Origin of the sequence: Dickeya zeae NCPPB 2538 (genome assembly GCF_000406165.1) — a bacterium.
GTDB classification, from domain to species: Bacteria; Pseudomonadota; Gammaproteobacteria; order Enterobacterales; family Enterobacteriaceae; genus Dickeya; species Dickeya zeae.
On the sequence record NZ_CM001977.1, the window covers coordinates 2,834,342 to 2,860,657 of the forward strand.

Sequence of the window (26,316 nt, forward strand, 5' to 3'; positions counted from 1 at the left end):
GAATACGCCCGGTTTAAGCGTATCCAAATACTGGACCGCTATTCCATGTTATTTGTTTAGCTGGAACAGCGAGAGGCCCTGCATATCGCTAAATGCTTTATATGATGCCTGCAAGGATTGCTGTTGCATCATGTATGTGGAGATGGTTGCGACCATATCGATATCAACCAAGTCACTCAATGTTTGTTTATTGGCATTGCTGCGATCAGTACCAATACTGTTCAATGTATCGACTTCCTGCAATTGAACCCCCAGGGTCGCTTGCGCAGAAGAAACATTCGTCAGCGCATTTTTGAGACTCTGGCTAGCCGCGTTGATAGAGGCCGTATTCGCAGCCTTCACTGCATCAGTGGCCCCTTCCAGCGGTGTTTCTAATGCACTAATCGCACTGTCCAAAGCGCCGAAGATATCTGCGGTGCCGCTAGCATTATTAAATACGTCAGACCCGACATGTCCAACCGTCATGACACGATCAGCATCCACCTGCTGAGAAATAGCCTGATTACCACCCACATAGCTCACTGTACCGGCAGCATTGGTAGTAAACGGTTGAGCATCGGTTTTGTAACCACCAAAGACAAAGTTACCATTACCATCGGTGCTGTTTCCCAGGTTGAGCAACTGGGCTTTCAACCCACGCAACGACGTGGCGATAAGCTGGCGATCGTTATCATTCTTTGTACCATCAGCACTTAACAGTGTGGTACTGGCGCTGGTCAATGCAGTCGCAACGTTAGTCAGTACGGACAGCTCGCTATTCATGCCATTTTCGGCAAACGTACGCGCCAAAGAATATTGATCGTTCTGCGCCTGTGCCTGATTGACCATCACCGCTTTAGACGCCGCGATGGGATCATCAGAAGGGTTAACCACTCGGGTATTACTGGCTAACTGTTGGCCCGTTTTGCTGAAATTTGACAGCCCGTCTGTGACGCCCTGCATACTTTGCTGAAAAATAATACTGGTACTCAGTCGCATAACTTATTTCCTTACTGATTTTATCGTCACAAACTTAGTTACCGGATCGCTAACAGGGAATCAAAGATCGTCGAAGCCGTCTGGATTACCTTGGCATTCGCCATGTAATACTGTTGGAAACGAACAAGATCACCATACTCTTCGTCCAGGTTTACACCGGACACAGACTGCTGTTCGGTGGTTAACTGCGACACCACATTCTTCTGGGATGTATCAGTCACCTTAGCTGTACTCGTCTTGTTACCGATGTCCCCAACCAGACTAGCGTATGCTTGACTGATACTCGATTTGCCTTCAACGACCTTAACTGTCTGCAAATTCAGTAATGCTTTAGCATTCGTATTATCACTAACCCCACCACCAGCGGAGGTCAACGAAGAACCGGCCGCTGCTATCTTGGAAGAGTCCGAGATGGCAACAGACATACCGACGACTACGTCACGCACACCTTTCACAGTGAACACGTCTTTTGCCGCTGGTGTACCGGTGATATCCAGTTTCATACCATCAAAAATCAGACTGGCAGGTGTTGACCCACTGGCTGCGGTATAGGTCGCAGAAGAAGACAAGTTAGAACCATCTGACAGACGAGTAATTGACCAGTCGCTGGCAGCTGGGCCAACGAATTTAACGGTGTAATCGCTCGCTTTGATGTAGTTGTTATCATTGCGTGTCAACGACGCAGCGGAGGTTGTCGCTGGCGCGGTCTGCGAAATTGAAGACTGTCCTGGTGATACTTTAAAGCTGAAGGTATCACCCGAAGCGGCAGAACCGGAAATATCGATAGTGAAACCATCAAACGTTAACGCCGAACCCGATAACGTTGAACTGGCAGTAGTACCATCAGACCGGGTAACACTCCATGACGTTCCGTTATACTGCATTGAGTAGGTATCACTGAGATAGGAGGAACTCAATTCGGCAGTAGACGTATTATTGGCACTTTTTAACGTAACTGATGACCCCACGTTAAAGAAATCGCCTCCCTGAGCATTGTTCAGGTCAAAACCCGCTTTGTGCTGCTGGTTGAAAGCATCAGAAAACGCCAGCGCCATCTGACCTAATTGGTTACGAGCGCTATCGAGCGTACTAGTGCGAAAATTCAGCAGACCGCCGAGAGAGCCGCCGGTAATTGTGCTCTCTTTCACTTCGCTCACACCGGCTATGGCATCGTTGTAAGCAATAGTAGTACGGGTAGGATCAGTACTGGATGTCGTAGCAACAAGCGTATTGAAGCTTTTACCTTGTACCAGCGTCAGGCCGTTTTTCAGAGAGACGTTGTACATATTGCCGTCTTGAACCGCGACATCAACGCCGACCAGCTTATTCAACGAATCAACCAGTGAATCACGCTGATCCAGCAAATCATTTGGTGCCGCGCCATTATTCGCGCCTTTCAGGCGTACAATCTGATCGTTGATATCGGCGATTTGCTGGGCATAGGTATTGATCTGCGTCACAGTGACGGAGAGCTCACCATTGATGTTGCTGTCCATATCGCGCAAATACTGGTCAGTAATTTTGAACTGATTGACCAACGCATTCGCTTTACCCAACACAGTCTGACGAACGGACGAATCACTGGAGTTACTCGTCAGGTTCTGCAGGTTTTTAAAGAAATCCTGAATAGAGGTTGACAGGCTGGATGAGCTACTCGATAGCAGGTTGTCAATCTTAGAGATTTGGTCGTAATAAGAAGTCGTAGCACTACTGGTTGCCTGCGCTGCGCGCAACTGCTTGGCGATGAAATCGTTGTAATCACGGTTAATGCTGACAACCGTAACCCCATTACCAATGTAACCAGCAGAGGTTGTTGTACCATTACTCTGTGCCAACAGCGCGTTTTGACGGCTATACCCTGCAACAGCCTGATTACTGATGTTGTTACTGACAGTGCTCAGTGCCGCTTGTGCTGCACTCAAACCACTCATTCCGGTGTTAATCAAATTGGACATGCTGGGTTCCTTTTACTCTTACTCATGCGCAGACAGGGCACAACCTATTGCCGGGCACAAAAAGATATCGCCGTTATAAATTAACTTGTATAGCTATCGGCAGGCGGGCTGAAAACTTGAGAAAAATTAGAAAATCCCGCTCAGATCATGTGTATAGGCCTGAACTGCCTTTTCGCCTGAGTTTTTCATCTGCTGGATCATGCTCACCAGCTTCTTCGCATAAGCCGGATCCGTCGCATACCCAGCCTGCTGTAATGCTACGGCAGCCTGTTCCGCTGTTGCCGCCGCAGACACGCCGGCATAACGGGGATTCTGGGTTAACAATTTGGCATAGTCATTCAACGCTTCCAGATAAGAACCATACACACGGAAGGCCGCAGTGACTTTTTTGGCAACACCTTGTTCGTATTCTGTCGTGGTGATTTCCGTGACCGGTCCATCCCAGTTGCTGCCAGCTTTAATACCGAAAATGTTGTGGCTACGACGCCCGTCGGTAGTAGGGATTTCATGCTGTCCCCAACCTGATTCAAGGGCGGCTTGCGCCATAATGAGGTGATGCGGAATACCACTTTGCTGACTAACCAGCATCGCAGGTGTAGATAAACGGGAAATAAAATCAGCGCTACTCATGGGTAATGGCGATGATTTTTCCGGCAACTTAGGCATCGCTTTACGCACCATCTGCTCCATCACAAATGAAGGCATATTGCGAGCCAACTGACCATCAGGCTTAAAGGGCGTCGATGGTGCAGGTTGCTCAATCCCGACAATACCCTGTCCCATCATCTGTTTTTCAATGAGCGCCGCAAGTCCGACCCCTTTACCAGATGACATCTGCTGCGCCAGTTGCTGATCATACATTGAGGTGATCATGCGCGTCTGATCGCTACTGAACATACCATCTTTCGGTAGCGTATCACGCATGCTCTTCATCATCATTTGCACGAAGACGCCTTCCAACTGCTTGGCCACAGCACGGATCCCTTCCCGGCTTTGGGGATGGCTTGATACATCCCGCTTTAGCGCGTTAAGCGACTGTGTTTCATAGGCCGGGTTGTTAAACGTCTTCATGTCACTCATTAGATGATTTCCAGCTTCGCTCTCAGGCAACCTGCACTTTCCATCGCCTGAAGAATTGACATCAAATCCATTGGCGTGGCACCAAGTGAATTCAAGGCCCTAACCACACTGTTGAGGTTAGCGCTCGAGTTCACGCGCTGTAATGCCCCGCCTTCCTGACGCATAGAAATTTCCGTTTGCGGCGTAACGACCGTCTGCCCACCGGCCAACGGTGTATTGGGCTGACTCACCACATTCTGTTGATTGATTGTCACAGACAGGTTGCCCTGTGCAACGGCACAGTTTTCCAACTGAACATTGCGGTTCATCACTACTGAGCCGGTACGGGAGTTAATGATGACTTTGGCATCCAGCGTACCGACATTGACCTCAATATTCTGCATATCCGCCAGGAAGCGAACCTGAGCACTGTTGCCAGCTGGTACGATAACCCGCACAGTACGGGAGTCCAGTGGTGCCGCAGAACCGCCTCGACCGAAGCGATTAATCGCATCGCTGATACTCTGCGCCATGGTGAAATCGTCTTGATTTAACTGCAGCATAATCGTATTGCCGGTCCCAAAAGTGTTCGGCAGCTCACGTTCAATAATCGCACCACCACTAATACGACCACCTGATAACTGGTTGACCTGAACACTGCTGCCACCAGCCGCCGCACCTGCGCCGCCGATCAAAAGGTTACCTTGAGCGATAGCATAGACCTGATTATCTACACCTTTCAGCGGCGTCATCAGCAATGTACCGCCTCGCAGGCTCTTGGCATTACCCATAGAGGAAACCACCACATCGACAGCCTGCCCTGCACGAGCAAACGGTGGTAATTTAGCTGTTACCATGACTGCCGCTACGTTTTTCAACTGCATATTGGTGCCGGCAGGAACGGTTATCCCTAATTGGGACAGCATGTTATTCAAACTTTGAGTGGTGAACGGAGTCTGAGTGGTCTGGTCACCCGTACCATCCAGCCCGACAACCAGACCATAACCAATGAGCGCGTTATCACGCACCCCCTGAATCGTCACCAAATCGCGGATACGCTCAGCTGATGCTGGCGGAGCCACCATCACCAACAAAGCAAGAAAAAGAGTAAAAACTGAAGTGATCCGCATTATGTGCCTCATCAATTTAGAACGGCGAAACATTAAGGAAGAAGCGCTGCAGCCAGCCCATGGTCTGCGTTTCGTTAATGTAGCCATTACCCACATATTCCATACGCGCGTCCGCCACTTGCGTCGACGGCACGGTGTTGCTGCCGCTGATAGTCCTTGGGTTTACCACCCCAGAGAAGCGAATAAACTCGGTTCCCTGATTAACGGCGATTTGTTTCTCACCAACGACGTGCAAATTGCCATTTGTCAGCACCTGATCGACCGTCACGGTGATTGTGCCAGTGAAGGTATTATTCGCGTTAGCGCCGCCCTTCCCGGTAAACGCATCTTTACCGGTAGCATCAAGTGCCGCCCGGTTGTTGCCCAAAGGCCCTTCAAGTAAACGTGGTGTCGTGGTCATACCAAAGGAACTGGATGCATCCCGGCTGGCATTCGCCGACGAGTTCTTGCTGGCACTGACGTTTTCCTGCAACACGATAGTCAGCGTATCCCCGACGTTTCTCGGTCGACGATCCTCAAACATCGGCTGATACCCGTAATTCATCGCCTGACCGGTCTGGAAAATAGACCCATTAGGGATAGCCTGTAACGGCGATGCCGGTTGCGCTGTCGTTGGTCCAGTGACAACCTTATCATGAGGTACATAGGCGCAACCGGACAGTGTTAACATCATCACGTATGCCAGCAACCGGGGCCGACACGGCTGCAATGCGGCAACCGACTTCGTATTCATCATCACTACGGATATCGCCTTACTTTCAGTAACCTATCCACACATTGAATCAAGGTGGCTACTTCACCCATTTGCACGCTACGCACAAATCAGTAAAAAGCCACCCTATCTTATACACAAACGCTACCCAGGAAAGATTATAACTGGGTCAGTTTTTGCAGCATCTGGTCCGTGGACGAGATAGCCTTACTGTTGATTTCATACGCGCGCTGAGTCTGAATCATGGAAACCAATTCTTCAGCCACATTCACGTTCGATGTTTCAACATATTTTTGCATAATCAGGCCTGCGCCATTCAATCCAGGCGTACTCTGGGTCGGTGCACCAGAACTGGCTGTTTCTGCGTACAGGTTTTCACCCATATTCTGCAATCCGGCCTCGTTGATAAACATGGCCAGGTTGAGCTGTCCGACCTGAACAGGTGCAGTTTGTCCCTGTTGAGTCACGGTCACCACACCGTCACGACCAACTGTAATGTTGGTTGCATTCGCCGGAATAGTGATCGCTGGTTGAACCTGAAAACCGCTGGATGTCACCAACTGTCCATTTGAATCCAGTTGGAAAGAGCCATCACGGGTATACTGGGTTGTGCCATCCGGCATCAATACCTGAAAGAAACCTGCGCCGTTGATTGCCAAGTCCTTAGCATTACCGGTTTCAGTCAACCCCCCTTGCGTATGGATACGCTCGGTCGAAACCGGACGCACCCCCGTCCCCAACTGCAGACCTGACGGCAGAGTGGTCTGTTCAGAAGACTGCGCCCCCGGCTGGCGTACAGTTTGATACATCAGGTCTTCAAATACGGCACGCTGACGTTTAAAACCGTTGGTGCTGACGTTTGCCAGGTTGTTGGATATAACATCCATATTGGTTTGCTGGGCGTTCAGACCGGTTTTGGCAATCCATAAAGAACGGATCATCGAGTCACTCCTGTGCGCAAGGGCACTTAATTCATCGCAAGTATCTGATTAGCACGCTGCGTATTATCGTCAACGCTGCTAATCACTTTCATCTGCATCTCAAAACGGCGCGAGTTGGAGATCATTTCCACCATCGATTCAACCGTATTGACGTTACTACCTTCCAGTACCCCAGGCATGACTCTGACCGTGGCGTCATTCTGCAGTACCGCACCACGCTGCTGCTGTACAGCAGGTGAAACACGGAAGAAACCGTCATCGCCGCGAACCACTTCATTCGCTGTCGCTTTGACCAATTTCAAACGCCCGATTTGAGTTACCGTATTGGCGGCATCACTGGGGTTCAGGGCATTGATGGTGCCATCGGGACCGATAGTCAGTTGGGTTTGTGGTGGAACCTCGATCGGCCCGCCATCACCCATGACCAGGTTGCCCTGAACGGTCAGTTGCCCGTTGGAATTAATCTCCATATTACCATTACGGGTATAAGCCTCACTGCCGTCCGCTGCTCGTACTGCCAGCCAGCCGTCCTGAGAAAGTGCAACATCCATAGAACGCCCGGTGTAATCCATAGAACCCGGGGTGGTATCCACCCCTGGTGTCGAGGACACTACCAGTGTGCGGGTTTCATTCGTAACCCCCTGGATTGGCACGGCACGCATCGCAGCCAGTTGCGCACGGAAACCCGGCGTAGAGGCGTTAGCCATGTTATGCGACGTAACAGCTTGTTGCTCCAGCGTCTGACTTGCCGCGCCCATCGCTGTATAGATAGCGTGATCCATGCAATATCCTCGTTATGATAATTAACGCAGGTTAACCAACGTGTTGAGTATCTGATCCTGCGTCTTGATCGTCTGAGCATTTGACTGATAGTTACGCTGAGCAACGATCATATTAACCAGCTCTTTACTCATATCAACGTTAGAACTCTCTGTTGCCTTGCCTACCAGCTTCCCGAGGTTACCGGAACCCGCCAGACCGACTACCGCCTGACCAGAATTGCTGGTTGCCGCCCAAACGTTATCCCCCTGAGGAGACAGCCCTTCCGGGTTAGCAAAGTTAGCCAATGCAATCTGACCGAGTACCTGAGTTTTCGAGTTGGAGTAAGAACCGACAACTGTACCATCGTCGCTGATGCTGTAACCGGTCAGTTCGCCCGGCGCATAACCATCCTGTGTTGGCGTTTTGGTACTGTTGGAACCGCTGTTTTGCTGAACTGTACCGGTAAAGGCAAGCGTAAAGGTGCTGGCAGCAGAACCGTTCAGTGACGCCATGCTGATGGTTGCAGGCGTGGTGGTGGTCAGTGCACCGCTCGTGTTGAAAGACAATGTCGTCGGCCCCTGGAAACCGGCACCACTAATGCTGGTGTCCTGTGCGTACACGTCCCAACTGTTAGCAGCGGTTTTCACGAAATACAGCCCGAAGTTGTGTGCGTTACCCAAGCTATCGTAGGTAGTAATAGAACCTTTGTAGTTTGAGGTGTTGGTCGGGTCGGTTGCGTTCCAGGTATTGGTGCTGTCAGAAGAGTTCAGGTTGGCAATAATCGAAGCCGTCGACGTCGCTTTAGCCGACATAGTCGTTTCGGGAATACTTAGCGCAACCGGACTTGCACCCTGTTGAATGGTCGGTGGTGTACCGGTGGCGGGATACCCCGTCAATTGCAGGCCCTGAGAGTTGACGATATTACGGCTGCTGTCCAACGTGAACTGGCCGTTACGGCTATAAACCACGCTACCGTTAGTATCGAGCAGTCGATAAAAACCGTTACCGTTGATGGCTACATCAAGCGCACGCGATGTGTTGTTGATGGAACCGTTGCCGAAATCCTGCAGTACGGACGCGACTTTGGTACCCAAGCCTACGTTGGAGCCTGCGTACATATCGGCAAAAGAGATGTTGCTGGCTTTAAAGCCAACAGTAGCGGAGTTGGCAATGTTGTTACCAATGACGTCCAGATTACTAGAGGCAGCGTTTAAGCCACTGACCGCCTGAGAAAAGCTCATGATGCTCTCCTGAATATTGATGAACTGTTATTCACTAAAAAGTGACGCGCGTTATATCCGTAACTGCTACAAAATCTGGCGTACATTATCCAGCGTGGACTGGCCACTCAGACCCAAATCCAGCAATGCACCGCTGCTATTGGTCACAACACCATTCACATAGGCATAATTCAGAGCCTGAACAACCTGTTGAGTACCGTTTGAGGTCGCAGACACTGAAATAGTATAAGAACCATCCGGTGCCGTTGTACCATCAGTAGCCTTGCCATCCCAGGAATATGCATGAACCCCGGCGCTCAATGCTCCCAGATCAATGGTACGAATCACTTTTCCTGAGCTGTCAGTGACGTTGACGCTAACGCTATCCGCTGCACTTTCCAGTTCAACGCCAAACGGTGTGGTGGTTTCTTTGCCAACCAATACGGTGCTACCGGGCACCAAAACACCATGACCGATTAATGACGCAGCCTGGATAGATTGATTGCTATTGATTTGCGTAGAGATGGAGCCGAGGGTAGTGTTCAGTTTTTCGATACCGCTCACCGTGTTTAACTGAGCCAGCTGTGAAACCAGTTGGTTGTTATCCATCGGATTTGTGGGATCCTGATTCTTCAGCTGAGCAACCAGAAGAGTCAGAAAGCTGTTCTGTAAGTCAGCAGCACTGCTTCCGCTAATAGACGATGTCGACGTCGTCGATGTCGTATTTTGAGCACTACTGACAGAAGAGGTAGTAGCCATGATTTCTCCAGATTACTGACCAATGGTGAGAGTCTTTAGCATCATCGATTTTGTGGTATTCAATACTTCCACGTTCGCCTGATAGCTTCGGGATGCTGAAATGGTGTTCACCATCTCATTGACCGGATCCACATTCGGCATGCGGACATAACCTTTGGCATCGGCCAGCGGATTACCCGGCTGATAGACCAATTTTTCCGGCGAAGGATCTTCAACCACTTTGGCGACTTTCACACCGCCGGTCGCCTGCCCCGGAGCCGCATCGACCTCAAAAACTACCTGCTTGGCACGATAAGGCTGACCATCAGGCCCTGTAACGCTGTCAGCGTTAGCCAGGTTACTGGCGCTGACATTAAGGCGTTGAGACTGGGCAGAAAGCGCCGAGCCGGAAATATCGAAAATATTAAGTAACGACATGAGACATCAACCTTATATCTGTCACCAATACTGTTATGATGACCCGGACTGCAATACCGACATCATCCCTTTAATCTGCCCGCTGATGAGGGTCAGGCTACTTTGATACTTGAGACTGTTATCCGCGAAATTGGTACGCTCGCGATCCATATCAACAGTGTTGCCATCAAGCGCAGGTTGAGTCGGCACGCGGTAGAGCAGATCGAGCGCGGGTGGTTCTACAGCCTGCGCAGGAATGTGACGTGTAGACGTCAGGCTCAGCGAGACGGATTGAGGGCTGGTACGCCCTTGCTCCATGACCTTGTTCAGTTCGCTGGCGAAATCAATGTCACGCGCCTGATAACCAGGGGTATCGGCGTTAGCAATGTTAGCCGCCAGAATCTCCTGACGTTGGGCACGGAGATTCAACGCTTCTTGCTGAAACCGTAGCGCCGCATCCAATTTATCGAGCATGCTCCCTCCGCAATTTAAACTTTAGTCTGCGTAGGATAATTCTCATCCTGCAAAAATCATCGCAAGAATAGGCATAAAATGAAGCGCTATTTATTGCCTTAACTGTAAGCAAGTGCCGTTACACTGGTAGCGTGAAATTAACCGGGTTTGAGAGAGCATAAAACAGATGCGGGATATCAGAAAATACATACAGTTATCGATCTTGGGTTTGCTGTTTACCCCGATACTGGTGAATGCTGCCGATCTTGCATCACAGTTATCCCGTTTTTTTTCTGATAACTTCAAAGGCTCATCCAATACCGTAAACGTCGTCGTGAAAACGCCCGAAGCGCAATGGCTCGTCTGTGACAACCCACAGATTTCGTTGCCAGGAAACGCAAGGATGTGGGGTAACCTTTCCGTGTCAGTGCGTTGCAATCAGGACCGACGTTTTGTTCAGGTTGAAGTACAAGTTACTGGGAATTACGTGGCGGCAGCGGCTCCGATTAGCCGGGGTACCGAGCTGGCATCTGGAGATATCCGGATGGTCCGCGGCAGGATAGACCAACTGCCTCCTCATGCTTTGTTTACACAAGAAGACGTCCAGGGTGCCATTGCGTTGCGAGATATCGCCCCCGGCCAAGCCATCACCCAAGTGATGATCAGAAAGCCATGGGTGATCCGTGCCGGGCAAAACGTCCAGATTCTTGCGCAAGGCGATGGCTTTAGTGTCCGCAGCGAAGGGAAGGCAATGAACAATGCAGCATCAGGGCAGCAAGCGCGAGCTCGTACAGCGTCAGGACAGGTTGTTTCTGGTATCGCGAACGGGGATGGGATTATTCTGATCTCACAATAATTTGCTAAAGTAATGCTCAATACTGCCGATATGATGAACATAGTCGCTGATGATAATGCTGGTCAAGTTAGCAACCTGAGTGGGCAATTAAACCTATCTCACTGATTATCATCATTTATACCTTTTATGACATGAGCACACTACCATGAGCATTGATCGGACCCAGTCAGTCAAACCGGTAAGCCAGGTTCAGCCACGGGATACTGGCGACGTAGCAAAATTAAAGCGTAAAGAAGAAACCGGGCAGCAAAGTTCTGTGACGGGTACTCAGGTGAAGTTGAGTGACGCTCAGTCCAAACTTATGCAGCCATCTGCCCAGGATATCGATGTACAGCGTGTCGAAACGCTGAAACAGGCTATTCGTGACGGCTCATTAAAAATGAACGTCGGTAAAATTGCTGATGCATTAATCAAAAATGCTCAGGACTTGATTTCAGGCGAGTAACTCAATGGAAAAACTTGTAAAGCTGCTAGAGCAACTACTGCTCAACATGCGTGAACTTGAAGCCGTGTTGTCTGATGAGCAGTCGTTGCTCTGCGCCGGTCATGTTGATGGCCCTGCTCTACAAGTGATCACCGATAGAAAGAGTTCGTTGTTAACAACTATCCAGCACCTGGATAAGATCCGTCTTCAGGGCGAGTCTGCATTACGAGTAAAAGCCCCCTACAGTTCTCACCCGACTGTCGCTCAAGTCTGGCAGCAGGTTACCGAGTTAAGTGAAGCACTACGTGATAAAAACCAGCACAACGGGTTGTTGCTTGGCTACCACCTCGATCATAATGAAAAAGCACTGGCGGTACTAAAACCACGCCATGCACAGTCTCTGTATGGGCCTGACGGTCAGTCACGGAGCAATTCAATCTCTGGGCGTCGGATTAGTATCTAATCTCGTTCCGCTTTATTTACTCATTCACTATACCGGTGACTGCTGCCTGTAAGCCATCACCGTTCATTACGAATGGGTTACTTGTAGTTTACTGATATCTCGTTAGACGCCACATCGACGGACGTTGCCATACGCCCAGAGCCAGGTACATAAAATAGCATTCTAAACTCACTATTCGCCGGTATACCTTGTAATCCGTAGGTTTGCCCACTGGCACCATCCAGATTAACGCATCGATTAGCCGCACAGAGCTTAACAGCCAAATCTATCGGTGCGGGAGATTTCAATTGATATCGCCAGTAGATTACTGTGACGGATTGGGCAGTGCTAACACCCAATCCGGGGGGCGGGAGAAAAGCAGGGGAAGATGCTAACATCCCTTTGTATTGAAATGACGGCCCTGTCAGGCTGGCATTCCAGCCGCCCTGCTGAGCATAGGCTGAGGGCGATGATATTGCTGCCGCCATCCCCCAAAGCGCGGCCATCATGATTTTCTTCATCAGGAAAGCTCGCCACCAATCATTGATGTCATCCTGATTTGACGACTATCGCTGATCTCAAGGTTCGACAGTACGGCAATTTGTGGCAGACTGCGGCGCAGGAATCGCGACAACAACCCACGCAGTGCGTGGTTGACCAACAATACCGGCGGTGCCCCCAGTACCTCCTGTCGTTGCAATGCCTGTCGAGCCTGATCCAGTAACCGGTCACTCAATCCTGGTTCCAGACCGCCGCCCCCCTGAAGCGCTTGCAAGAGCAAACGTTCCAGTGCGCCATCAAGACCGATGACCTGAAGTTCCGTATCACCCGGGAACCACTGCTGAGTGATAGCCCGTCCGAGTGCAATGCGTACAGCAGTCGTCAGTTCATTAGGATCCGTTTGTACTGCCGCATGCTCAGCCAACGTTTCGATGACCGTGCGCATATCGCGGATCGATACCTGCTCGCTTAACAAATTCTGCAGTACTTTGTGTAACGTGGTTAACGTCACTACGCCCGGGATAAAATCTTCGGTTAGCTTTGGCATTTCCTGAGATACGCGATCCATCAGTTGTTGCGCTTCCTGACGGCCAAACAACTCACTGGCGTGCAAGCTAAGCAAATGATTCAGGTGTGTCGCTACCACTGTACTGGCTTCAACTACAGTAAACCCTTGAGTTTGTGCCTGTTCTTTCAATGCACTTTCTATCCAGACAGCAGGCAAACCAAAAGCCGGATCTTTAGTCAGATCCCCCGGTAGCGTACCCACCGCATTGCCAGGGTTAATCGCCATCCAACGCCCCGGATGTGCTTCACCACTACCGATCTCGACCCCTTTCATCAGGATGCGATAGCTGGCTGGCTGCAAATCCAGGTTATCCCGAATATGCACTACTGGTGGAAGGAACCCCATTTCCTGAGCAAACTTCTTGCGGATACTACGGATACGCCCAAGTAACTCACCGTTTTGCTGGAAATCCACCATAGGGATCAGGCGGTATCCCACCTCCATTCCAAGCGGGTCTTCCAGTTGTACGTCAGACCAACTGGCCTCTATCACCTGTGGTGCTGTCGGGGTCGCAGTCGCTGCCTCTGTCGCGGCAAATGCGGCTTTACTCTCGTCACCTTTCTTCATCCACCAGGCCAACCCCAACAGCGTTGCGGTAAACAGCAGGAAGACAAAGTTAGGCATGCCAGGAACCAGACCAATCAGCCCCAATACCCCCGCACTTAAGATCATGACACGTGGGTTATTGAACAGTTGGCTCACCATCTGTTGACCGACATCCTGATCGGTACTGACCCGAGTCACAATCACACCGGCAGCGGTTGAAATCACCAGTGCCGGAATTTGTGCAACCAGACCATCACCGATGGTCAGAAGCGTGTAGTTTTGAACAGCCTGCCCCAGCACCATATCGTGCTGAACGACCCCTACCAGTAAGCCACCGATGATGTTGATGGCCATAATCATCAGCCCGGCGATAGCATCACCACGCACGAACTTACTCGCACCGTCCATGGAGCCATAGAAATCCGCTTCCTGGGTGACCTCAGAGCGACGTTTTTTGGCTTCATCCTCACCAATCAACCCGGCGTTCAAATCGGCATCAATCGCCATTTGTTTACCGGGCATCCCGTCCAGGGTAAAGCGTGCGCCAACTTCCGCGATACGCCCAGCACCCTTGGTGATGACCATGAAGTTGATCAGAACCAGGATAATAAACACCACAATACCGATGGCAAAATTACCCCCTACCAGGAAGTGACCAAAGGCTTCAACCACTCTCCCTGCCGCACCAGCGCCAGTATGCCCTTCCATTAGAATGATACGTGTCGACGCAACGTTAAGTGACAAACGCAACAGTGTGGAAAACAACAAGATAGTCGGGAAGGCCGCAAAATCGAGTGTACGCTGGGTAAACATCGCAACCAGCAACACCATAATGGACAGTGCAATGTTGAACGTAAATAGCAGGTCCAAAACAAACGGTGGCAGCGGCAGAACCATCATCGACAGGATAAGCAATATCAGAACAGGTCCTGCCAGAATCTGCCATTGCGAACCTTTCATATTGCCAGGTAGGCGAAGTAAAGAGGCCAGGTTAGCCATCGGTTGTTTTCTCTTTAGCAAAATCCAGTGCATCCGGCACAGGTAAGTTTTTAGGTTTACGCGGAATCAATCCGCCTTCACGTTTCCAGCGTTTGAGCTGATAGACCCACGAAAGCACTTCGGCAACAGCGGCATATAATCCGGTCGGGATCTGCTGCCCAATTTCAGTGTGACGGTAAAGAGCTCGAGCCAACGGGGGCGCTTCCAGTATCGGGATACGATTCTCTGTACCGAGTTCACGTATACGCTGCGCTATGCGATCAGCACCTTTGGCCAGTACCCGAGGTGCACTCATTTTCTTTTCATCATACTTCAGTGCAACAGCATAATGAGTCGGGTTGGTGACGATAACATCTGCTTTTGGTACATCTGACATCATTCGGCGCTGTGCCATCGCCCGCTGCTGTTGGCGGATGCGGTTTTTAATATGCGGATCCCCTTCGTGCTCTTTGTATTCGTCACGAATTTCCTGCTTGCTCATGCGTAACCGCTTAATATGGCTCCATATCTGCCACCCCACGTCAAAGCCCACCATAGGGAACAGCCCGAGGATCACCCAAAAACAGCACAGGAAAGCGATATTCAGCGCATCTTTTATCGCCATCCCCATAGGTTCCGACACAAGGTGCAACATACTATTCCAGTTGTGCCGGAGAAACCAAAAAGTAATAAGGCCGACAATAACGGCTTTAAGGATTGCTTTAAATAACTCAGCCAACACCTGGGTCGAAAACATCCGCTTCAACCCAGATAACGGGTTCATCTTGCCAAAATCGAAACTTATCGCCTTAGTACTGAAAATCAGGCCACCCAGCAATACGGGAGCGGCCAAGGCGACCAAGACTAATCCAAACAAGATAGGAACAAGCGCCAGCACCGCCTGCTCGAGCAACGAACCAACATGGGAGATGATCAACCGTTCGTCATTGATGAAGCCGTGGTCAAAAATCAACCCCTTAGCCATCATATCGGACAATCTGCCAGCCATACTGGAACCATATCCCCATAAAATAGCGAGACCGGCAATCAGCATGAACACTGACGTCAGCTCCTTCGATCGGGGGATCTGACCTTCTTCTCGGGCTTTTTCTGTTCGTTGGGGGGTGGGAGCTTCTGTTTTCTCCAGATCGCTATCATCTGCCACTAGAGCCGCTCCTGTTAACGCTCGCTGACATAAAGTTATACAACGCTAGCATGACAAAATCCGGCAAATTCTTATGGGTAGAACAAAGGAGAAAATAAGTGGCTATTTATTTTATTGCATAAGAAAGGAGGCAGGAATTTACGATCGGGACAAGCCCGACCGTAAAAATCCACATACTTTACGCCACGATGCCCACTCATACGAAGGATGCAATGGGTGTCGGGGTGAAATCAAAAACCCAAGCTATCCAACAGGTCATCGACCTGATCCTGATTGGAAACAATGCCTGCAGCGGTTTTATCAACCTGAGGCCCGTTAAGCAGGCCTTCGTTCGCACGACGTGCATCAGACGGTTTCTCTGGAATGTTTTCCAGCAATACCATCAGCAGTTGTTTTTCGATTTCCTGAACAACATCCATCATGCGTTTAATAACTTGCCCGGTTAAGTCCTGGAAATCCTGTGCCATCATGATTTCCAGTAACTGGGCATTGGTAAACGCAGTATGATCCGGAACGGACTCAAGGTAGCTACGCGTATCAGTAACCAACTCGCGTGCCTCAGAGAGTTCAATCGGATTCTCAAACCACTGATCCCAACGGGTTTTCAGGGCTTTAGATTCTTCTTCCAGTTGGTTCTGACGAGGCTGGGCTGCTTCAACACAACTCAATGCACGCTCTGCAGCCTGCGCAGTCATTTGAACAACATAATCAAGACGATCACGAGCATCAGGAATCGCTTCGGCCGCTTCGGTGATCGCCTGATCTAAACCAAGCTCTTTCAGGCTGTCACGCAGCATGCGTGTCAATTGCCCGATACGAGAAATAATCTCTGTAGCAGACGCATGATCGTTAATGGGCATCGGATGTGGATTCATGGCATCTCCTTACATACCAAGCTTTTCGAAAATCTTACTCAGCTTTTCTTCAAGCGTAGCGGCAGTAAACGGTTTAACAACATAACCGCTGGCACCAGCCTGTGCTGCAGCAATAATATTCTCTTTCTTTGCTTCAGCGGTTACCATCAACACTGGGAGCTTGGAAAGCGCGCCGTCGGCACGGATAGCCTGTAACAGTTCCAATCCGTCCATATTAGGCATGTTCCAGTCAGAAATGACAAAATCGAAACCGCCTGAACGAAGTTTGTTCAGAGCATCAGCGCCATCCTCCGCTTCTTCCACATTGTTGAAGCCCAGTTCTTTTAGTAGATTTCGAACAATACGGCGCATTGTCGAAAAATCATCCACTACTAAAAATCTGAGTTCTTTATCAGCCATACCTACTCCTAATATTATTGCTCACCCCGGAGCTGCTATATACGTAATGCCTGTCCGGCAGAAACTTGTGCCAGCATCCGCTGACTCACCTGGTGCAAATCCACCACCTCATCGACACCACCGAGTGCAATAGCCTCTCGAGGCATACCGAATACTACACAACTGGCTTCATTCTGCGCGATCGTATAGGCTCCCGCATTATGAAGCTCCAGCATTCCTGCGGCACCATCATTCCCCATGCCGGTTAGGATTACTCCTACTGCATTTCGTCCGGCGTACTGTGCAACAGAGTGGAACAGTACGTCAACAGAAGGACGATGACGATTGACCGGCGGACCATCATGCAATTTTACCTGATAGTTCGCGCCACTACGCGCCAGCTCAAGATGACGAGCGCCAGGTGCGATATAAGCATGTCCTGGCAGGACACGTTCACCATCTTCAGCTTCTTTTACTGTAATCTGACACAGCTTGTTCAGTCGCTCAGCAAAAGACTTGGTAAATCCTGGCGGCATATGCTGAGTAATCAGTAACGCCGGGCTGGTTGGCGGCAGTGGTTGTAAAACATGTCTGATTGCCTCAGTCCCACCGGTTGACGCACCAATTGCGATCAGCTTTTCACTACTGAGCAGCGGCATACTGGGGAGCAATACCGAAGGTGCAACCCCCGTACTACGCTGCGGCAGGCGTGCTTTGGCAGCCATGCGGATTTTTTCCGCAATCAGCTCACTGTATGCCAACATCCCCTCGCGAATACCCAATTGAGGCTTGGTAACAAAATCAATAGCCCCAAGTTCAAGCGCCCGCAAAGTAATTTCAGAACCTTTCCCCGTCAACGAAGACACCATCACCACCGGCATTGGGCGAAGGCGCATTAACTTCTCAAGAAAATCAAGGCCATCCATACGTGGCATTTCCACATCAAGCGTCAACACCTGCGGGTTGAATTTCTTGATCAGATCGCGTGCCACCAATGGGTCAGGTGCAGTAGCAACCACTTCCATATCGGGATGACTATTAATGATTTCGGTCATGATCTGTCGCATCAGGGCAGAATCATCAACACATAATACTTTTATTTTGCTCATTATCTTTCCTTAGCCAGCCCATAAACAGTCTGCCCGCGCAGGTAGAATTCCCGACTGATCTGACTGAAGTTCTCTGAGTGTCCGGCAAACAATAATCCGCCTGGTTTAAGTAGCGGAACAAAACGACGTAAAATGCGTTCCTGAGTCTCTTTATCAAAATAAATCATTACATTACGACAAAAGATCGCATCAAACGGCGCAGGTACAGACCACTCTGGCGCCAACAAATTCACTTGCTGAAAATGAATCATGTTCGCCAGATCCGGACGAACCCTGACCAGACCACTGTGCGGCCCGGTTCCACGCAAAAAGAAGCGCTGCATCTGCTGTGGAGAAAGCGATCGAAGATCTTCCTGTCGATAAATACCTGCAGACGCTTTCTCTAAAACTTGTGTATCAATATCACTGGCTGTTATCTGGCAGTTACTGGCGCGATCGCCATAAACTTCCGCCAGCGTCATAGCCAGAGAATACGGTTCCTCCCCTGTGGAGGCTGCAGTACACCAGATGCTGTACCCACCCGGTCGTTTGCGGGCATGCTCAGCAAGGATAGGAAAATGATGTGCCTCGCGAAAAAATGCCGTCAAATTAGTTGTTAACGCATTGATGAACGCCTGCCACTCAGCACTATTGGGATCTGATTCCAATAGCGCGAGGTACTGACCAAAATCATTGATTCCCAACAAACGCAATCGTCTGACCAAACGGTTATAGACCATTTCACGCTTATGGTCGGCCAGTACAATACCAGCACGTTGATAGATGAGCTGACTGATTCTCCGGAAGTGAACATCAGACAGCGGCAACCGTTCAACCATCTGGCTCAAAATAGATGTAGAACCTGAACGATTTGGCGATGGTGTATTATTCATATCTGACCGCCCGAAAATGGATAGATGATTTTATTGTTTTTCAATCAGACTTCCCATTATGACTATTACAGGTCTAATGCCTTATCTCAAGCTGCGCCACGCGATGAACGCTATCTATCAACATACCACTGGGAAACCTGCTTTTATCCGTCTTTTTCCGACGAATTAATAGCGGTAATCATACAATGGTTTAAATTGATGCGTTTGACATTGTTCATCATGAAGATTGTTCACACTAAAACAATTCAACCTTCATCGTCGCCACACTCCCTGAGTAGCACCATCGTTACCAACCAACGCTGCTGACTGAGAGCCGCCCTTTGAGGCTCGCTAAAATACGCCTATACAATTGGCATTAGTTATATAAATCGGCTGTATTAAACCTTTCTTTAACTAAAGAGGCGTCATAACGGCAACAAAAATTAAAACTGCAACATTTGTCTCAAAACCGTCAGTTCCTCTGTGTAGCCTAGGGACTATTACTGCACAAAATCCCTTAAAAAAATCTTAAGTAAACAGCATAAATATAGATCTTATCAGCTATTTTTTCTGTTCTGCGACACCACTTTCATCAGAAATAGAACTGAAAGCCGAAAAATTAGCCAATCGGAAATTTATACTCAACATCATTGCTCAGGATAAATTTCCATTACTATCTAACTATCAATCGGGTAGGCCATATCCCGACCCACCCGATTCAGTCATTAAAAACGATTAAAAGGTTTCCCAGTTATCCGTGGTTTTACTGGCTCTGACCTTTTTCTCTACGTCCGTCGTTACTGAGGTTGCCAGCAACGCGGGTCTGGCAACTCCACGTGTCGAAGCAGCAACCGCAGCAGGCCGGCTTGTCATGGCGTTATTTTCCGATAAACGGAACACCGCTACAGCCTGATTCAGCACTCGAACCTGCTCTTCGAGCGAGTGGGCCGCAGAAGCCGACTCTTCAACCAACGCGGAGTTTTGCTGGGTAACCCGATCCATTTCGGTCACCGCCTGACCGACTTGGTCGATACCGCGACTTTGCTCCTCAGAAGCCGATGCGATTTCTCCCATGATGTCAGTCACGCGAGTAACAGCACCCACTATTTCTCCCATCGTTTCACCGGCGCTTTCAACCAGTACGGAACCTTCTTCAACCCGATTTACCGAGTCGTCAATCAGAGACTTAATCTCTTTCGCCGCCTGCGCACTACGCTGAGCCAGGCTACGGACTTCTCCCGCAACAACAGCGAAACCTCGTCCCTGTTCCCCTGCCCTGGCAGCCTCAACCGCGGCATTTAGCGCCAGAATATTAGTCTGGAACGCGATACCATCGATCACACTGGTGATATCAGCAATCTTCTGCGAGCTTCCCGCAATGTTATGCATGGTTTTCACCACATTATCGACCACTTTCCCGCCTTTTTGCGCAGTCTCAGACGCACTCAAAGCCAGTTGGCTTGCCTGCCGGGCGTTTTCAGCATTCTGCTTCACGGTAGAGGTGAGCTGTTCCATGCTAGCGGCGGTCTCTTCAAGTGCAGCAGCCTGCTGTTCCGTTCTTGAGGACAAGTCAGTGTTACCAGCACTGATTTCCGATGCACCGGTGTAAATAGCTTCTGCACTCTGTCGAACCGCACTCACCGTTGTAAAAAACTCGGTTTGCATATGTCGCAGACTGTCAGCCAGAATGCCCATCTCATTGGTGCCATGAAAATCAATCCGGGTCGTCAGATCACCTTTCGCCATATGACGAATATGTTCAATAAGATTATGCAATGGCTGAACCAACGAACGGTTGATACCCAACCAGACGATCAACGCCATTACTACAACAAATATAGTGACAGAAACCAACAACCACAACGCCGTCGAATAAGACGCATTATTCTCTTCTACGGCACTGGCATAAACTTTATCGTAAGAGTCTTTGTAAGAATAATAAGCCTTCTCAAACCTGTCCTGAAAACCCTGGGTAGGTTGATCAAAAAATTCCTTCAGCTTTCCAGTAGAGATAAAGACAATCAACTCACTTAATGCATTGTTCAGTGCGGTGTAATTATCTTTTACCGTCTGAGCAACAGCCGGATCTTGCTGATTTGTATACGGAATTTTTTCATAATTGGCAAAATGGGTATTGGCGATCACCAGTTGCTTTTTCGCCAGCTCAATCAGATCTTTCGCAGATACCCCGCCGGAAACCCCACCAGAGATATCCATCGCGTAACGTGTTCCTGCACGGTTCAGCGTGTTACGCGTTTGCAATAAGTAAGACCAGGTCGATTCCAGCTCTGATTTTTGTTGGTTAATAATTCTTGTCGTCGTGAAGATATCTCTGTCCGACTTCAACGCATTAAAAAAATAGTCCGCCGGAAATGATTTGGAGAACAATAAATAGTCCAAGAATAATAACAAGCCCAGTAACAACTTTTATACGATTCAGCATATTAAAACCTTAATTGCAACGATCCCTGATGCTTTGGTATCTCTATAACCTTTTAACTTCCAGAGATTGGGGGTGATAAATGATATGGGCCACCGAAGTGGCCCAGTATGGCTTTTTTATCAAACCTTCATGACGCTATCAACTAGCGCCATTTCTTCGCTACTGAGTAGCCTTTCAATATCTACCAGAATCAACATGCGTTCCCCCAGCGAACCCAGTCCGGTGAGGTATTCTGTTGACAGTGTTACAGCAAACTCCGGTGCCGGGCGAATTTGTTCAGCCGTCAGGGACAGAACATCAGAAACGCCATCAACCACGATGCCCACAACACGCTGTCCCAGGTTCAATACGATAACAACGGTATTGTCATCATACTCGACTTCCTGCTGCATGAATTTGATGCGCAGATCGACAATTGGCACGATAACGCCACGCAGGTTGGTTACACCTTTAATAAACTCTGGGGTATTGGCAATACGGGTAACTTGATCGTAACCGCGAATTTCTTGAACCTTCAAAATATCCACGCCGTATTCTTCATCACCCAGCGTGAAAATCAAAAATTCCTGACCTACTGTCTCGCCTGCTAATTTTGTGACATTTGCAAGTCCAGTCATGTTTCTCACCTTTAATCTATAGCTGTAATTTGCTGTTAAGCTGCGGTTTCAACCACACGCTTTTCCCGATAAAGCGCCTGCAACGCAGAAACATCCACAATCAGCGCTACGCTACCATCACCCAAAATAGTTGCGGCTGAAACGCCTGGCACCTTGCGGTAGTTGCTTTCCAAGTTTTTCACAACAACCTGATGCTGACCAATCAACTGGTCAACCAGCAAGGCATAACGACGGCCAGCACTCTGCAGAATAACGACGATACCCTGAGTGGCATCCGTTTTTGCTCCAGCGACATCGAATACCTGATACAGCTCAATCAGTGGCAGATATTCGCCACGAACCTGCAACACTCGCTCTCCCCCTGCCAGAGGATACAAATCCTCAGACTGAGGCTGCAGAGATTCCATCACGGCGTTAAGTGGCAGAATAAAGACTTCATCGTTAACCTTGACTGACATCCCATCAAGTATGGCCAGTGTCAGCGGCAGCAGAATGCGAATTGTCGTTCCTTTACCTTTCACGAAATGGATTTCAACATGGCCACCCATTTCCTGAATATTCCGTTTCACCACATCCATACCCACGCCACGGCCTGACACATCAGTCACTTTCTCTGCAGTAGAAAAACCTGGAGCAAAGATCAGCATACCGACATCTTCGTCAGTCATGCTTTCACTGACAGCCATCCCCTGGGACAACGCTTTGGCCAGAATACGTTCACGATTCAGACCAGCACCATCGTCAATCACTTCGATGCAAATATTGCCGCCCTGATGTTCCGCGGACAGCGTCAGGTTCCCTACCGCAGGCTTACCTGATTCAATACGCTTATCGGGTGACTCAATACCGTGATCAAGACTGTTACGCACAAGGTGCGTTAATGGGTCAATGATGCGTTCAATCAGGCTCTTATCCAGTTCAGTTGAACTCCCTTGCAAAGTCAGCTCAACTTCTTTACCCAATTTAGCCGCCAGGTCGCGCACCAGACGCGGGAAACGGCTGAACACATATTCCATCGGCATCATACGGATGGACATCACTGACTCTTGCAGATCGCGGGCGTTTCTTTCCAGTTGCCCCATGCTATTGAGCAGGTCGCCATGCGCAACAGGATCAAGAGCACTGGAACGCTGAGCCAGCATAGACTGAGTAATAACTAATTCGCCAACCAGGTTAATGAGCTGGTCAACTTTTTCCACCGCTACACGGATACTGGTATCACCTGTTTTCTGTCTGCCTTTAGCGGCATCATTATTGCCACCAGCAGGCTTAGCCGCAGGTGCAGGTGCAGGTGCAGCCGCAACCGGTGCAGCAGGCTGCGCTGGTGCAACCGCAGGAGCGTCCTCGACAGGTTCGGCGGCAGCGACAGGTGCAGCTTGGGCTACGGGTGCCTCACCGGTAGCTGACTTGAAGCTAATCTGATCGGGCTCCAGCACAAAACACAGAACAGCACTGATATCATCTTCGCTGGCTGATGTATCTAGCGTCAGTTCAACACTGTTACTAGTCTGGACGGAGTCCTTGACTGTTCCGAGATTACCCAGCTCTTCGAGTAACTGAGGAATATCCGATTCTTTCAGGTTGGTAAGGGCTATACGCAATCCCGAGTGGCCACCAGCAGACGCCGCGGCTGAGGGTGCGGAAACCGATTGTTCAGCCTCTGCTGCTTTGACAGGGGCGGCCGCTCCGGCAGTGCCATTATCTTTGGACTCCAGAGCAAGCTGGCGCAGAGCCTGGCAGATATACTCAAAGCTTTCGGCGTTGGGCTCTTGCGCGGTTTTGTAAGCATCCAACTGATCCTGCATGATATCTTTGGTTTCCAAAAACAGGTTGATAATGTCAGTGCTCAGTCGCATTTCACCGCGTCTGGCACCATCCAACAGGTTTTCTAGTATATGAGTAGTTTCCTGTAATACAGTGAAACCAAACGTTCCCGCGCCCCCTTTAATCGAGTGAGCAGCACGAAATATGGCATTCATCTGTTCCGTATCGGGCGCTAACGGATCAAGTTGCAATAGATGCTGCTCCATGTCCGCCAACAATTCATCTGCTTCATCAAAAAATGTTTGATAAAAAGCACTCATGTCCATGCTCACGTGGGTCACCTCTGCTGTGAATCGCGGCTTGTTGAAGAAGGTGTCGCCTGGCTATCAGGTGCTGCTGGCAAAGCTGTCGTAGGCTGCCGACGGCTTGTTGCCGATGAGCCGTTCGCTCCCGGCGCAGGCGCCGCTGTTGCGGGTGCCTGAACAGGAGCCACAGTTGAGCCAGATACAGGCGTCCCATTGGTTTCGGGTTGTGGTGTAGCCGTACTGTTACCGTTATCGGCAGGCGCGGTAACTGGCTTGGCTTTATCCATCCCCATGTTTTGTAAATTTTCTATTTTATCAATGTTTACTGCACTGCTTTCAGCATTCTCACGTTCGATATTCTCCTGAGCCTGCTTATTCAGGACAACCAGACTGATTCGCCGGTTGATGGCATCACTGCCGCCTTTCGCCTGCTTCAAATTCATCGTGTCAGCCATACCCACAACACGCAAAACTTTGCCATCGGCCAGTCCGCCCGCAATTAACTCACGCCGGGAAGCATTAGCACGATCAGCTGAAAGCTCCCAGTTACTATAGCCACGCTCTCCCATCGCATACTGCGCATCATCAGTATGGCCCGATAAACTGATCTTATTGGGAATATCATTTAAAATCGGCGCGATGGCTCGCAAAATATCACTCATGTAAGGCTCGACTTGCGCACTCCCCGTCTTAAACATGGGGCGATTGTTACTATCAATAATCTGGATGCGCAAACCTTCATCAACCATTTCAATCAACAGATGCGGCCTTAATGCTCTGAGGCGCGGATCCGCTTCAATCAATTGATCGAGTCGTTCCCGCAATTTATTCAGCTTAATTTCTTCAAGACGCCCATCCATTGTATCAATCTGCCGCTTCACATCCCCTTCCTGCTGTGTGGGGTCAGAACCGCCACCAGGGATAGGGTTGGAAGCATCACTAATCTTCGGACCAGATGTAATAGCAATTTTTAGTGGTGTACGGAAATACTCAGCAATCTGAGCCAACTGGGAAGGCGAGGAAATGGCAATCAACCACATGACCAAAAAAAGCGCCATCATAGCGGTCATGAAGTCAGCATAAGCAATCTTCCATGAACCACCATGGTGAGCGGCATGTCCCGATTTACGTTTTTTGCGGATAATGGGATGCTGGTGTTTCATGCGTCATTTTCCGATGCCTGCTGTGCCGGAGCCTTCACATTACGAATATGCTCTTCCATTTCAGTAAATGAAGGGCGCACGGTTGAATAAAGCGTTTTACGTCCAAACTCAACGGCAATCTGTGGCGCATAGCCATTCAGGCTGGATAACAGGGTTACCTTGATACATTGTAGCACCTTGAGCTTCTCTGAGTTCTTCTGACGCAACAGTGATGCCAAAGGCGACACGAAACCGTAAGCCAGCAAAATACCCAGGAACGTCCCCACCATAGCGTGAGCAATCATCATACCCAGCTCCGCCGCAGGACGATCAACGAACGCCAGAGAGTGCACCACCCCCATAACTGCAGCTACGATACCAAATGCGGGCAAACCATCCCCCATCAGGTTCAAACTGGTAGCCGGTACTTCAACTTCATGCTCGACGGTTTCGATCTCTTCATCCATCAGCGTTTCAATTTCAAACGCATTCATGTTGCCGCTAACCATCAAACGCAGATAATCCGTAACGAATTCGACAATGTAGTTATCAGCAAGAATGCGGGGATAATTGGAAAATATCTCACTCTCTTTCGGGTTATCGATGTCAAATTCCAGAGAAAGCATACCCTGCTGGCGAGACTTGGCCATCAACCGGAATAAAACTGCCATCAGGTCCATATACACAGCTTTGGTATATTTGGAGCCCTGAAATAGCACCGGCAAAGCCTTCATCGTCGCTTTGATAGCTTTGGCATTGTTACCGACAATAAAGGCCCCTACTGCCGCGCCACCGATAATCAGCAGTTCAGAAGGCTGATACAACGCCCCCAACTCGCCACCAACGATAAGATAACCGCCAAGTATGGAGCCTATAGTGACAAGATAACCCAATATAACCAGCACAAGAATTCCTTATAGATAGTAAAAGGGTAGCTGAGAGAGTTATAAATGCAGTCTTACCAACGACTTATTTGGAGGGGATACT

At 49.5% G+C, this 26,316-nt stretch carries 25 protein-coding genes and 1 pseudogene; 3 read left to right on the forward strand and 23 right to left on the reverse strand.

The genetic code is table 11. The features are described from left to right. Positions 1–48: 48 nt before the first annotated feature. The 11 genes from flgL to flgB all read right to left on the reverse strand — a co-directional run bounded on the left by flgL (position 49) and on the right by flgB (position 10,386). Positions 49–978 carry a flagellar hook-associated protein FlgL gene (gene flgL / locus DZE2538_RS12420; RefSeq protein ID WP_023640168.1) on the reverse strand — a complete coding sequence of 310 codons (930 nt, stop codon included), beginning with the start codon at positions 976–978 and terminating at the stop codon, positions 49–51. A 38-nt stretch (positions 979–1,016) separates the two neighbouring features. Next, positions 1,017–2,933, reverse strand: a complete 1,917-nt coding sequence (gene flgK, locus DZE2538_RS12425) for a flagellar hook-associated protein FlgK (RefSeq protein WP_038913696.1) — start codon at positions 2,931–2,933, stop codon at positions 1,017–1,019. A 126-nt stretch (positions 2,934–3,059) separates the two neighbouring features. Beyond that, the gene (flgJ, locus tag DZE2538_RS12430) at positions 3,060–4,013 is read right to left on the reverse strand and encodes a flagellar assembly peptidoglycan hydrolase FlgJ (protein WP_019843838.1); all 954 of its coding nucleotides are present in this window, start codon (positions 4,011–4,013) and stop codon (positions 3,060–3,062) included. Beyond that, a complete protein-coding gene (locus DZE2538_RS12435; RefSeq protein WP_012884219.1) occupies positions 4,013–5,122 on the reverse strand; it encodes a flagellar basal body P-ring protein FlgI in 1,110 nt (369 codons plus the stop codon). The genes flgJ and DZE2538_RS12435 overlap by 1 nt, the downstream gene beginning before the upstream one ends. Before the next feature lie 16 nt (positions 5,123–5,138). Beyond that, positions 5,139–5,855, reverse strand: a complete 717-nt coding sequence (locus tag DZE2538_RS12440) for a flagellar basal body L-ring protein FlgH (protein WP_033581297.1) — start codon at positions 5,853–5,855, stop codon at positions 5,139–5,141. A gap of 137 nt (positions 5,856–5,992) precedes the next feature. Then, a complete protein-coding gene (gene flgG / locus DZE2538_RS12445) occupies positions 5,993–6,775 on the reverse strand; it encodes a flagellar basal-body rod protein FlgG (RefSeq protein ID WP_012884217.1) in 783 nt (260 codons plus the stop codon). 26 nt (positions 6,776–6,801) lie between these two features. Then, positions 6,802–7,557 carry a flagellar basal body rod protein FlgF gene (locus tag DZE2538_RS12450; protein ID WP_012884216.1) on the reverse strand — a complete coding sequence of 252 codons (756 nt, stop codon included), beginning with the start codon at positions 7,555–7,557 and terminating at the stop codon, positions 6,802–6,804. 21 nt (positions 7,558–7,578) lie between these two features. Further along, positions 7,579–8,778 (reverse strand): flagellar hook protein FlgE, encoded by a 1,200-nt coding sequence (flgE, locus tag DZE2538_RS12455; protein WP_023640171.1) that lies wholly within the window; start codon positions 8,776–8,778, stop codon positions 7,579–7,581. A 66-nt stretch (positions 8,779–8,844) separates the two neighbouring features. Continuing rightward, a complete protein-coding gene (gene flgD, locus DZE2538_RS12460) occupies positions 8,845–9,516 on the reverse strand; it encodes a flagellar hook assembly protein FlgD (RefSeq protein WP_023640172.1) in 672 nt (223 codons plus the stop codon). Positions 9,517–9,528: 12 nt separating this feature from the next. After that, entirely contained in the window at positions 9,529–9,933 is a 405-nt protein-coding gene (gene flgC, locus DZE2538_RS12465; RefSeq protein ID WP_012769280.1) for a flagellar basal body rod protein FlgC, read from the reverse strand. A 33-nt stretch (positions 9,934–9,966) separates the two neighbouring features. Then, the gene (gene flgB, locus DZE2538_RS12470) at positions 9,967–10,386 is read right to left on the reverse strand and encodes a flagellar basal body rod protein FlgB (protein WP_023640173.1); all 420 of its coding nucleotides are present in this window, start codon (positions 10,384–10,386) and stop codon (positions 9,967–9,969) included. 166 nt (positions 10,387–10,552) lie between these two features. Here flgB and flgA point away from each other — a divergent pair, with 166 nt between their 5' ends. The 3 genes from flgA to DZE2538_RS12485 all read left to right on the forward strand — a co-directional run bounded on the left by flgA (position 10,553) and on the right by DZE2538_RS12485 (position 12,108). After that, positions 10,553–11,221, forward strand: a complete 669-nt coding sequence (flgA, locus tag DZE2538_RS12475; RefSeq protein WP_019843843.1) for a flagellar basal body P-ring formation chaperone FlgA — start codon at positions 10,553–10,555, stop codon at positions 11,219–11,221. Positions 11,222–11,366: 145 nt separating this feature from the next. After that, the gene (gene flgM / locus DZE2538_RS12480) at positions 11,367–11,666 is read left to right on the forward strand and encodes a flagellar biosynthesis anti-sigma factor FlgM (RefSeq protein WP_012884211.1); all 300 of its coding nucleotides are present in this window, start codon (positions 11,367–11,369) and stop codon (positions 11,664–11,666) included. Between the two features lie 4 nt (positions 11,667–11,670). After that, entirely contained in the window at positions 11,671–12,108 is a 438-nt protein-coding gene (locus DZE2538_RS12485; RefSeq protein ID WP_019843844.1) for a flagella synthesis protein FlgN, read from the forward strand. A gap of 77 nt (positions 12,109–12,185) precedes the next feature. Here the strand turns inward: DZE2538_RS12485 and DZE2538_RS12490 are convergent, their stop codons facing one another. The 12 genes and pseudogenes from DZE2538_RS12490 to motA all read right to left on the reverse strand — a co-directional run bounded on the left by DZE2538_RS12490 (position 12,186) and on the right by motA (position 26,234). Next, positions 12,186–12,608, reverse strand: coding sequence for a flagellar protein FlhE (locus DZE2538_RS12490; RefSeq protein ID WP_050568683.1), 423 nt, complete (start codon positions 12,606–12,608; stop codon positions 12,186–12,188). After that, positions 12,608–14,701, reverse strand: coding sequence for a flagellar biosynthesis protein FlhA (flhA, locus tag DZE2538_RS12495; protein WP_019843846.1), 2,094 nt, complete (start codon positions 14,699–14,701; stop codon positions 12,608–12,610). The genes DZE2538_RS12490 and flhA overlap by 1 nt, the downstream gene beginning before the upstream one ends. Further along, entirely contained in the window at positions 14,694–15,845 is a 1,152-nt protein-coding gene (flhB, locus tag DZE2538_RS12500) for a flagellar biosynthesis protein FlhB (protein WP_023640176.1), read from the reverse strand. The genes flhA and flhB overlap by 8 nt, the downstream gene beginning before the upstream one ends. A 230-nt stretch (positions 15,846–16,075) precedes the next feature. Next, entirely contained in the window at positions 16,076–16,720 is a 645-nt protein-coding gene (gene cheZ / locus DZE2538_RS12505) for a protein phosphatase CheZ (RefSeq protein WP_012884206.1), read from the reverse strand. Between the two features lie 9 nt (positions 16,721–16,729). Continuing rightward, positions 16,730–17,119 (reverse strand): chemotaxis response regulator CheY, encoded by a 390-nt coding sequence (gene cheY, locus DZE2538_RS12510; RefSeq protein WP_012884205.1) that lies wholly within the window; start codon positions 17,117–17,119, stop codon positions 16,730–16,732. 35 nt (positions 17,120–17,154) lie between these two features. After that, positions 17,155–18,207, reverse strand: a complete 1,053-nt coding sequence (locus DZE2538_RS12515; protein WP_012884204.1) for a protein-glutamate methylesterase/protein-glutamine glutaminase — start codon at positions 18,205–18,207, stop codon at positions 17,155–17,157. Next, positions 18,207–19,079 carry a protein-glutamate O-methyltransferase CheR gene (gene cheR, locus DZE2538_RS12520; RefSeq protein WP_023640177.1) on the reverse strand — a complete coding sequence of 291 codons (873 nt, stop codon included), beginning with the start codon at positions 19,077–19,079 and terminating at the stop codon, positions 18,207–18,209. Before cheR ends, DZE2538_RS12515 begins: the two co-directional genes overlap by 1 nt. 714 nt (positions 19,080–19,793) lie before the next feature. Continuing rightward, positions 19,794–21,501, reverse strand: a pseudogene (locus DZE2538_RS12525) (methyl-accepting chemotaxis protein). A 119-nt stretch (positions 21,502–21,620) separates the two neighbouring features. Then, the gene (gene cheW / locus DZE2538_RS12530) at positions 21,621–22,118 is read right to left on the reverse strand and encodes a chemotaxis protein CheW (RefSeq protein ID WP_023640179.1); all 498 of its coding nucleotides are present in this window, start codon (positions 22,116–22,118) and stop codon (positions 21,621–21,623) included. Positions 22,119–22,153: 35 nt separating this feature from the next. Continuing rightward, positions 22,154–24,202: a chemotaxis protein CheA gene (gene cheA / locus DZE2538_RS12535; RefSeq protein WP_201765531.1), complete on the reverse strand. Its 2,049-nt coding sequence runs from the start codon at positions 24,200–24,202 to the stop codon at positions 22,154–22,156. A 17-nt stretch (positions 24,203–24,219) separates the two neighbouring features. Continuing rightward, entirely contained in the window at positions 24,220–25,350 is a 1,131-nt protein-coding gene (gene motB / locus DZE2538_RS12540; RefSeq protein ID WP_038916487.1) for a flagellar motor protein MotB, read from the reverse strand. Then, entirely contained in the window at positions 25,347–26,234 is an 888-nt protein-coding gene (gene motA, locus DZE2538_RS12545; protein WP_012884198.1) for a flagellar motor stator protein MotA, read from the reverse strand. Before motA ends, motB begins: the two co-directional genes overlap by 4 nt. Positions 26,235–26,316 lie beyond the last annotated feature (82 nt).

Coding starts and splice junctions, on each gene's coding strand:
- cheA (WP_201765531.1), bottom strand. CDS start 24,202: ATGAGTGCTTTTTATCAAACATTTTTTGATGAAGCAGATGAATTGTTG.
- flgB (WP_023640173.1), bottom strand. CDS start 10,386: ATGCTCGATAAATTGGATGCGGCGCTACGGTTTCAGCAAGAAGCGTTG.
- flgE (WP_023640171.1), bottom strand. CDS start 8,778: ATGAGCTTTTCTCAGGCGGTCAGTGGCTTAAACGCTGCCTCTAGTAAT.
- flgC (WP_012769280.1), bottom strand. CDS start 9,933: ATGTCGTTACTTAATATTTTCGATATTTCCGGCTCGGCGCTTTCTGCC.
- cheY (WP_012884205.1), bottom strand. CDS start 17,119: ATGGCTGATAAAGAACTCAGATTTTTAGTAGTGGATGATTTTTCGACA.
- cheZ (WP_012884206.1), bottom strand. CDS start 16,720: ATGAATCCACATCCGATGCCCATTAACGATCATGCGTCTGCTACAGAG.
- flgM (WP_012884211.1), top strand. CDS start 11,367: ATGAGCATTGATCGGACCCAGTCAGTCAAACCGGTAAGCCAGGTTCAG.
- DZE2538_RS12450 (WP_012884216.1), bottom strand. CDS start 7,557: ATGGATCACGCTATCTATACAGCGATGGGCGCGGCAAGTCAGACGCTG.
- DZE2538_RS12485 (WP_019843844.1), top strand. CDS start 11,671: ATGGAAAAACTTGTAAAGCTGCTAGAGCAACTACTGCTCAACATGCGT.
- flgJ (WP_019843838.1), bottom strand. CDS start 4,013: ATGAGTGACATGAAGACGTTTAACAACCCGGCCTATGAAACACAGTCG.
- flgG (WP_012884217.1), bottom strand. CDS start 6,775: ATGATCCGTTCTTTATGGATTGCCAAAACCGGTCTGAACGCCCAGCAA.
- flhA (WP_019843846.1), bottom strand. CDS start 14,701: ATGGCTAACCTGGCCTCTTTACTTCGCCTACCTGGCAATATGAAAGGT.
- DZE2538_RS12440 (WP_033581297.1), bottom strand. CDS start 5,855: ATGAATACGAAGTCGGTTGCCGCATTGCAGCCGTGTCGGCCCCGGTTG.
- cheW (WP_023640179.1), bottom strand. CDS start 22,118: ATGACTGGACTTGCAAATGTCACAAAATTAGCAGGCGAGACAGTAGGT.
- flgL (WP_023640168.1), bottom strand. CDS start 978: ATGCGACTGAGTACCAGTATTATTTTTCAGCAAAGTATGCAGGGCGTC.
- flgA (WP_019843843.1), top strand. CDS start 10,553: ATGCGGGATATCAGAAAATACATACAGTTATCGATCTTGGGTTTGCTG.
- cheR (WP_023640177.1), bottom strand. CDS start 19,079: ATGAATAATACACCATCGCCAAATCGTTCAGGTTCTACATCTATTTTG.
- flgK (WP_038913696.1), bottom strand. CDS start 2,933: ATGTCCAATTTGATTAACACCGGAATGAGTGGTTTGAGTGCAGCACAA.
- DZE2538_RS12435 (WP_012884219.1), bottom strand. CDS start 5,122: ATGCGGATCACTTCAGTTTTTACTCTTTTTCTTGCTTTGTTGGTGATG.
- DZE2538_RS12515 (WP_012884204.1), bottom strand. CDS start 18,207: ATGAGCAAAATAAAAGTATTATGTGTTGATGATTCTGCCCTGATGCGA.
- DZE2538_RS12490 (WP_050568683.1), bottom strand. CDS start 12,608: ATGAAGAAAATCATGATGGCCGCGCTTTGGGGGATGGCGGCAGCAATA.
- motB (WP_038916487.1), bottom strand. CDS start 25,350: ATGAAACACCAGCATCCCATTATCCGCAAAAAACGTAAATCGGGACAT.
- flgD (WP_023640172.1), bottom strand. CDS start 9,516: ATGGCTACTACCTCTTCTGTCAGTAGTGCTCAAAATACGACATCGACG.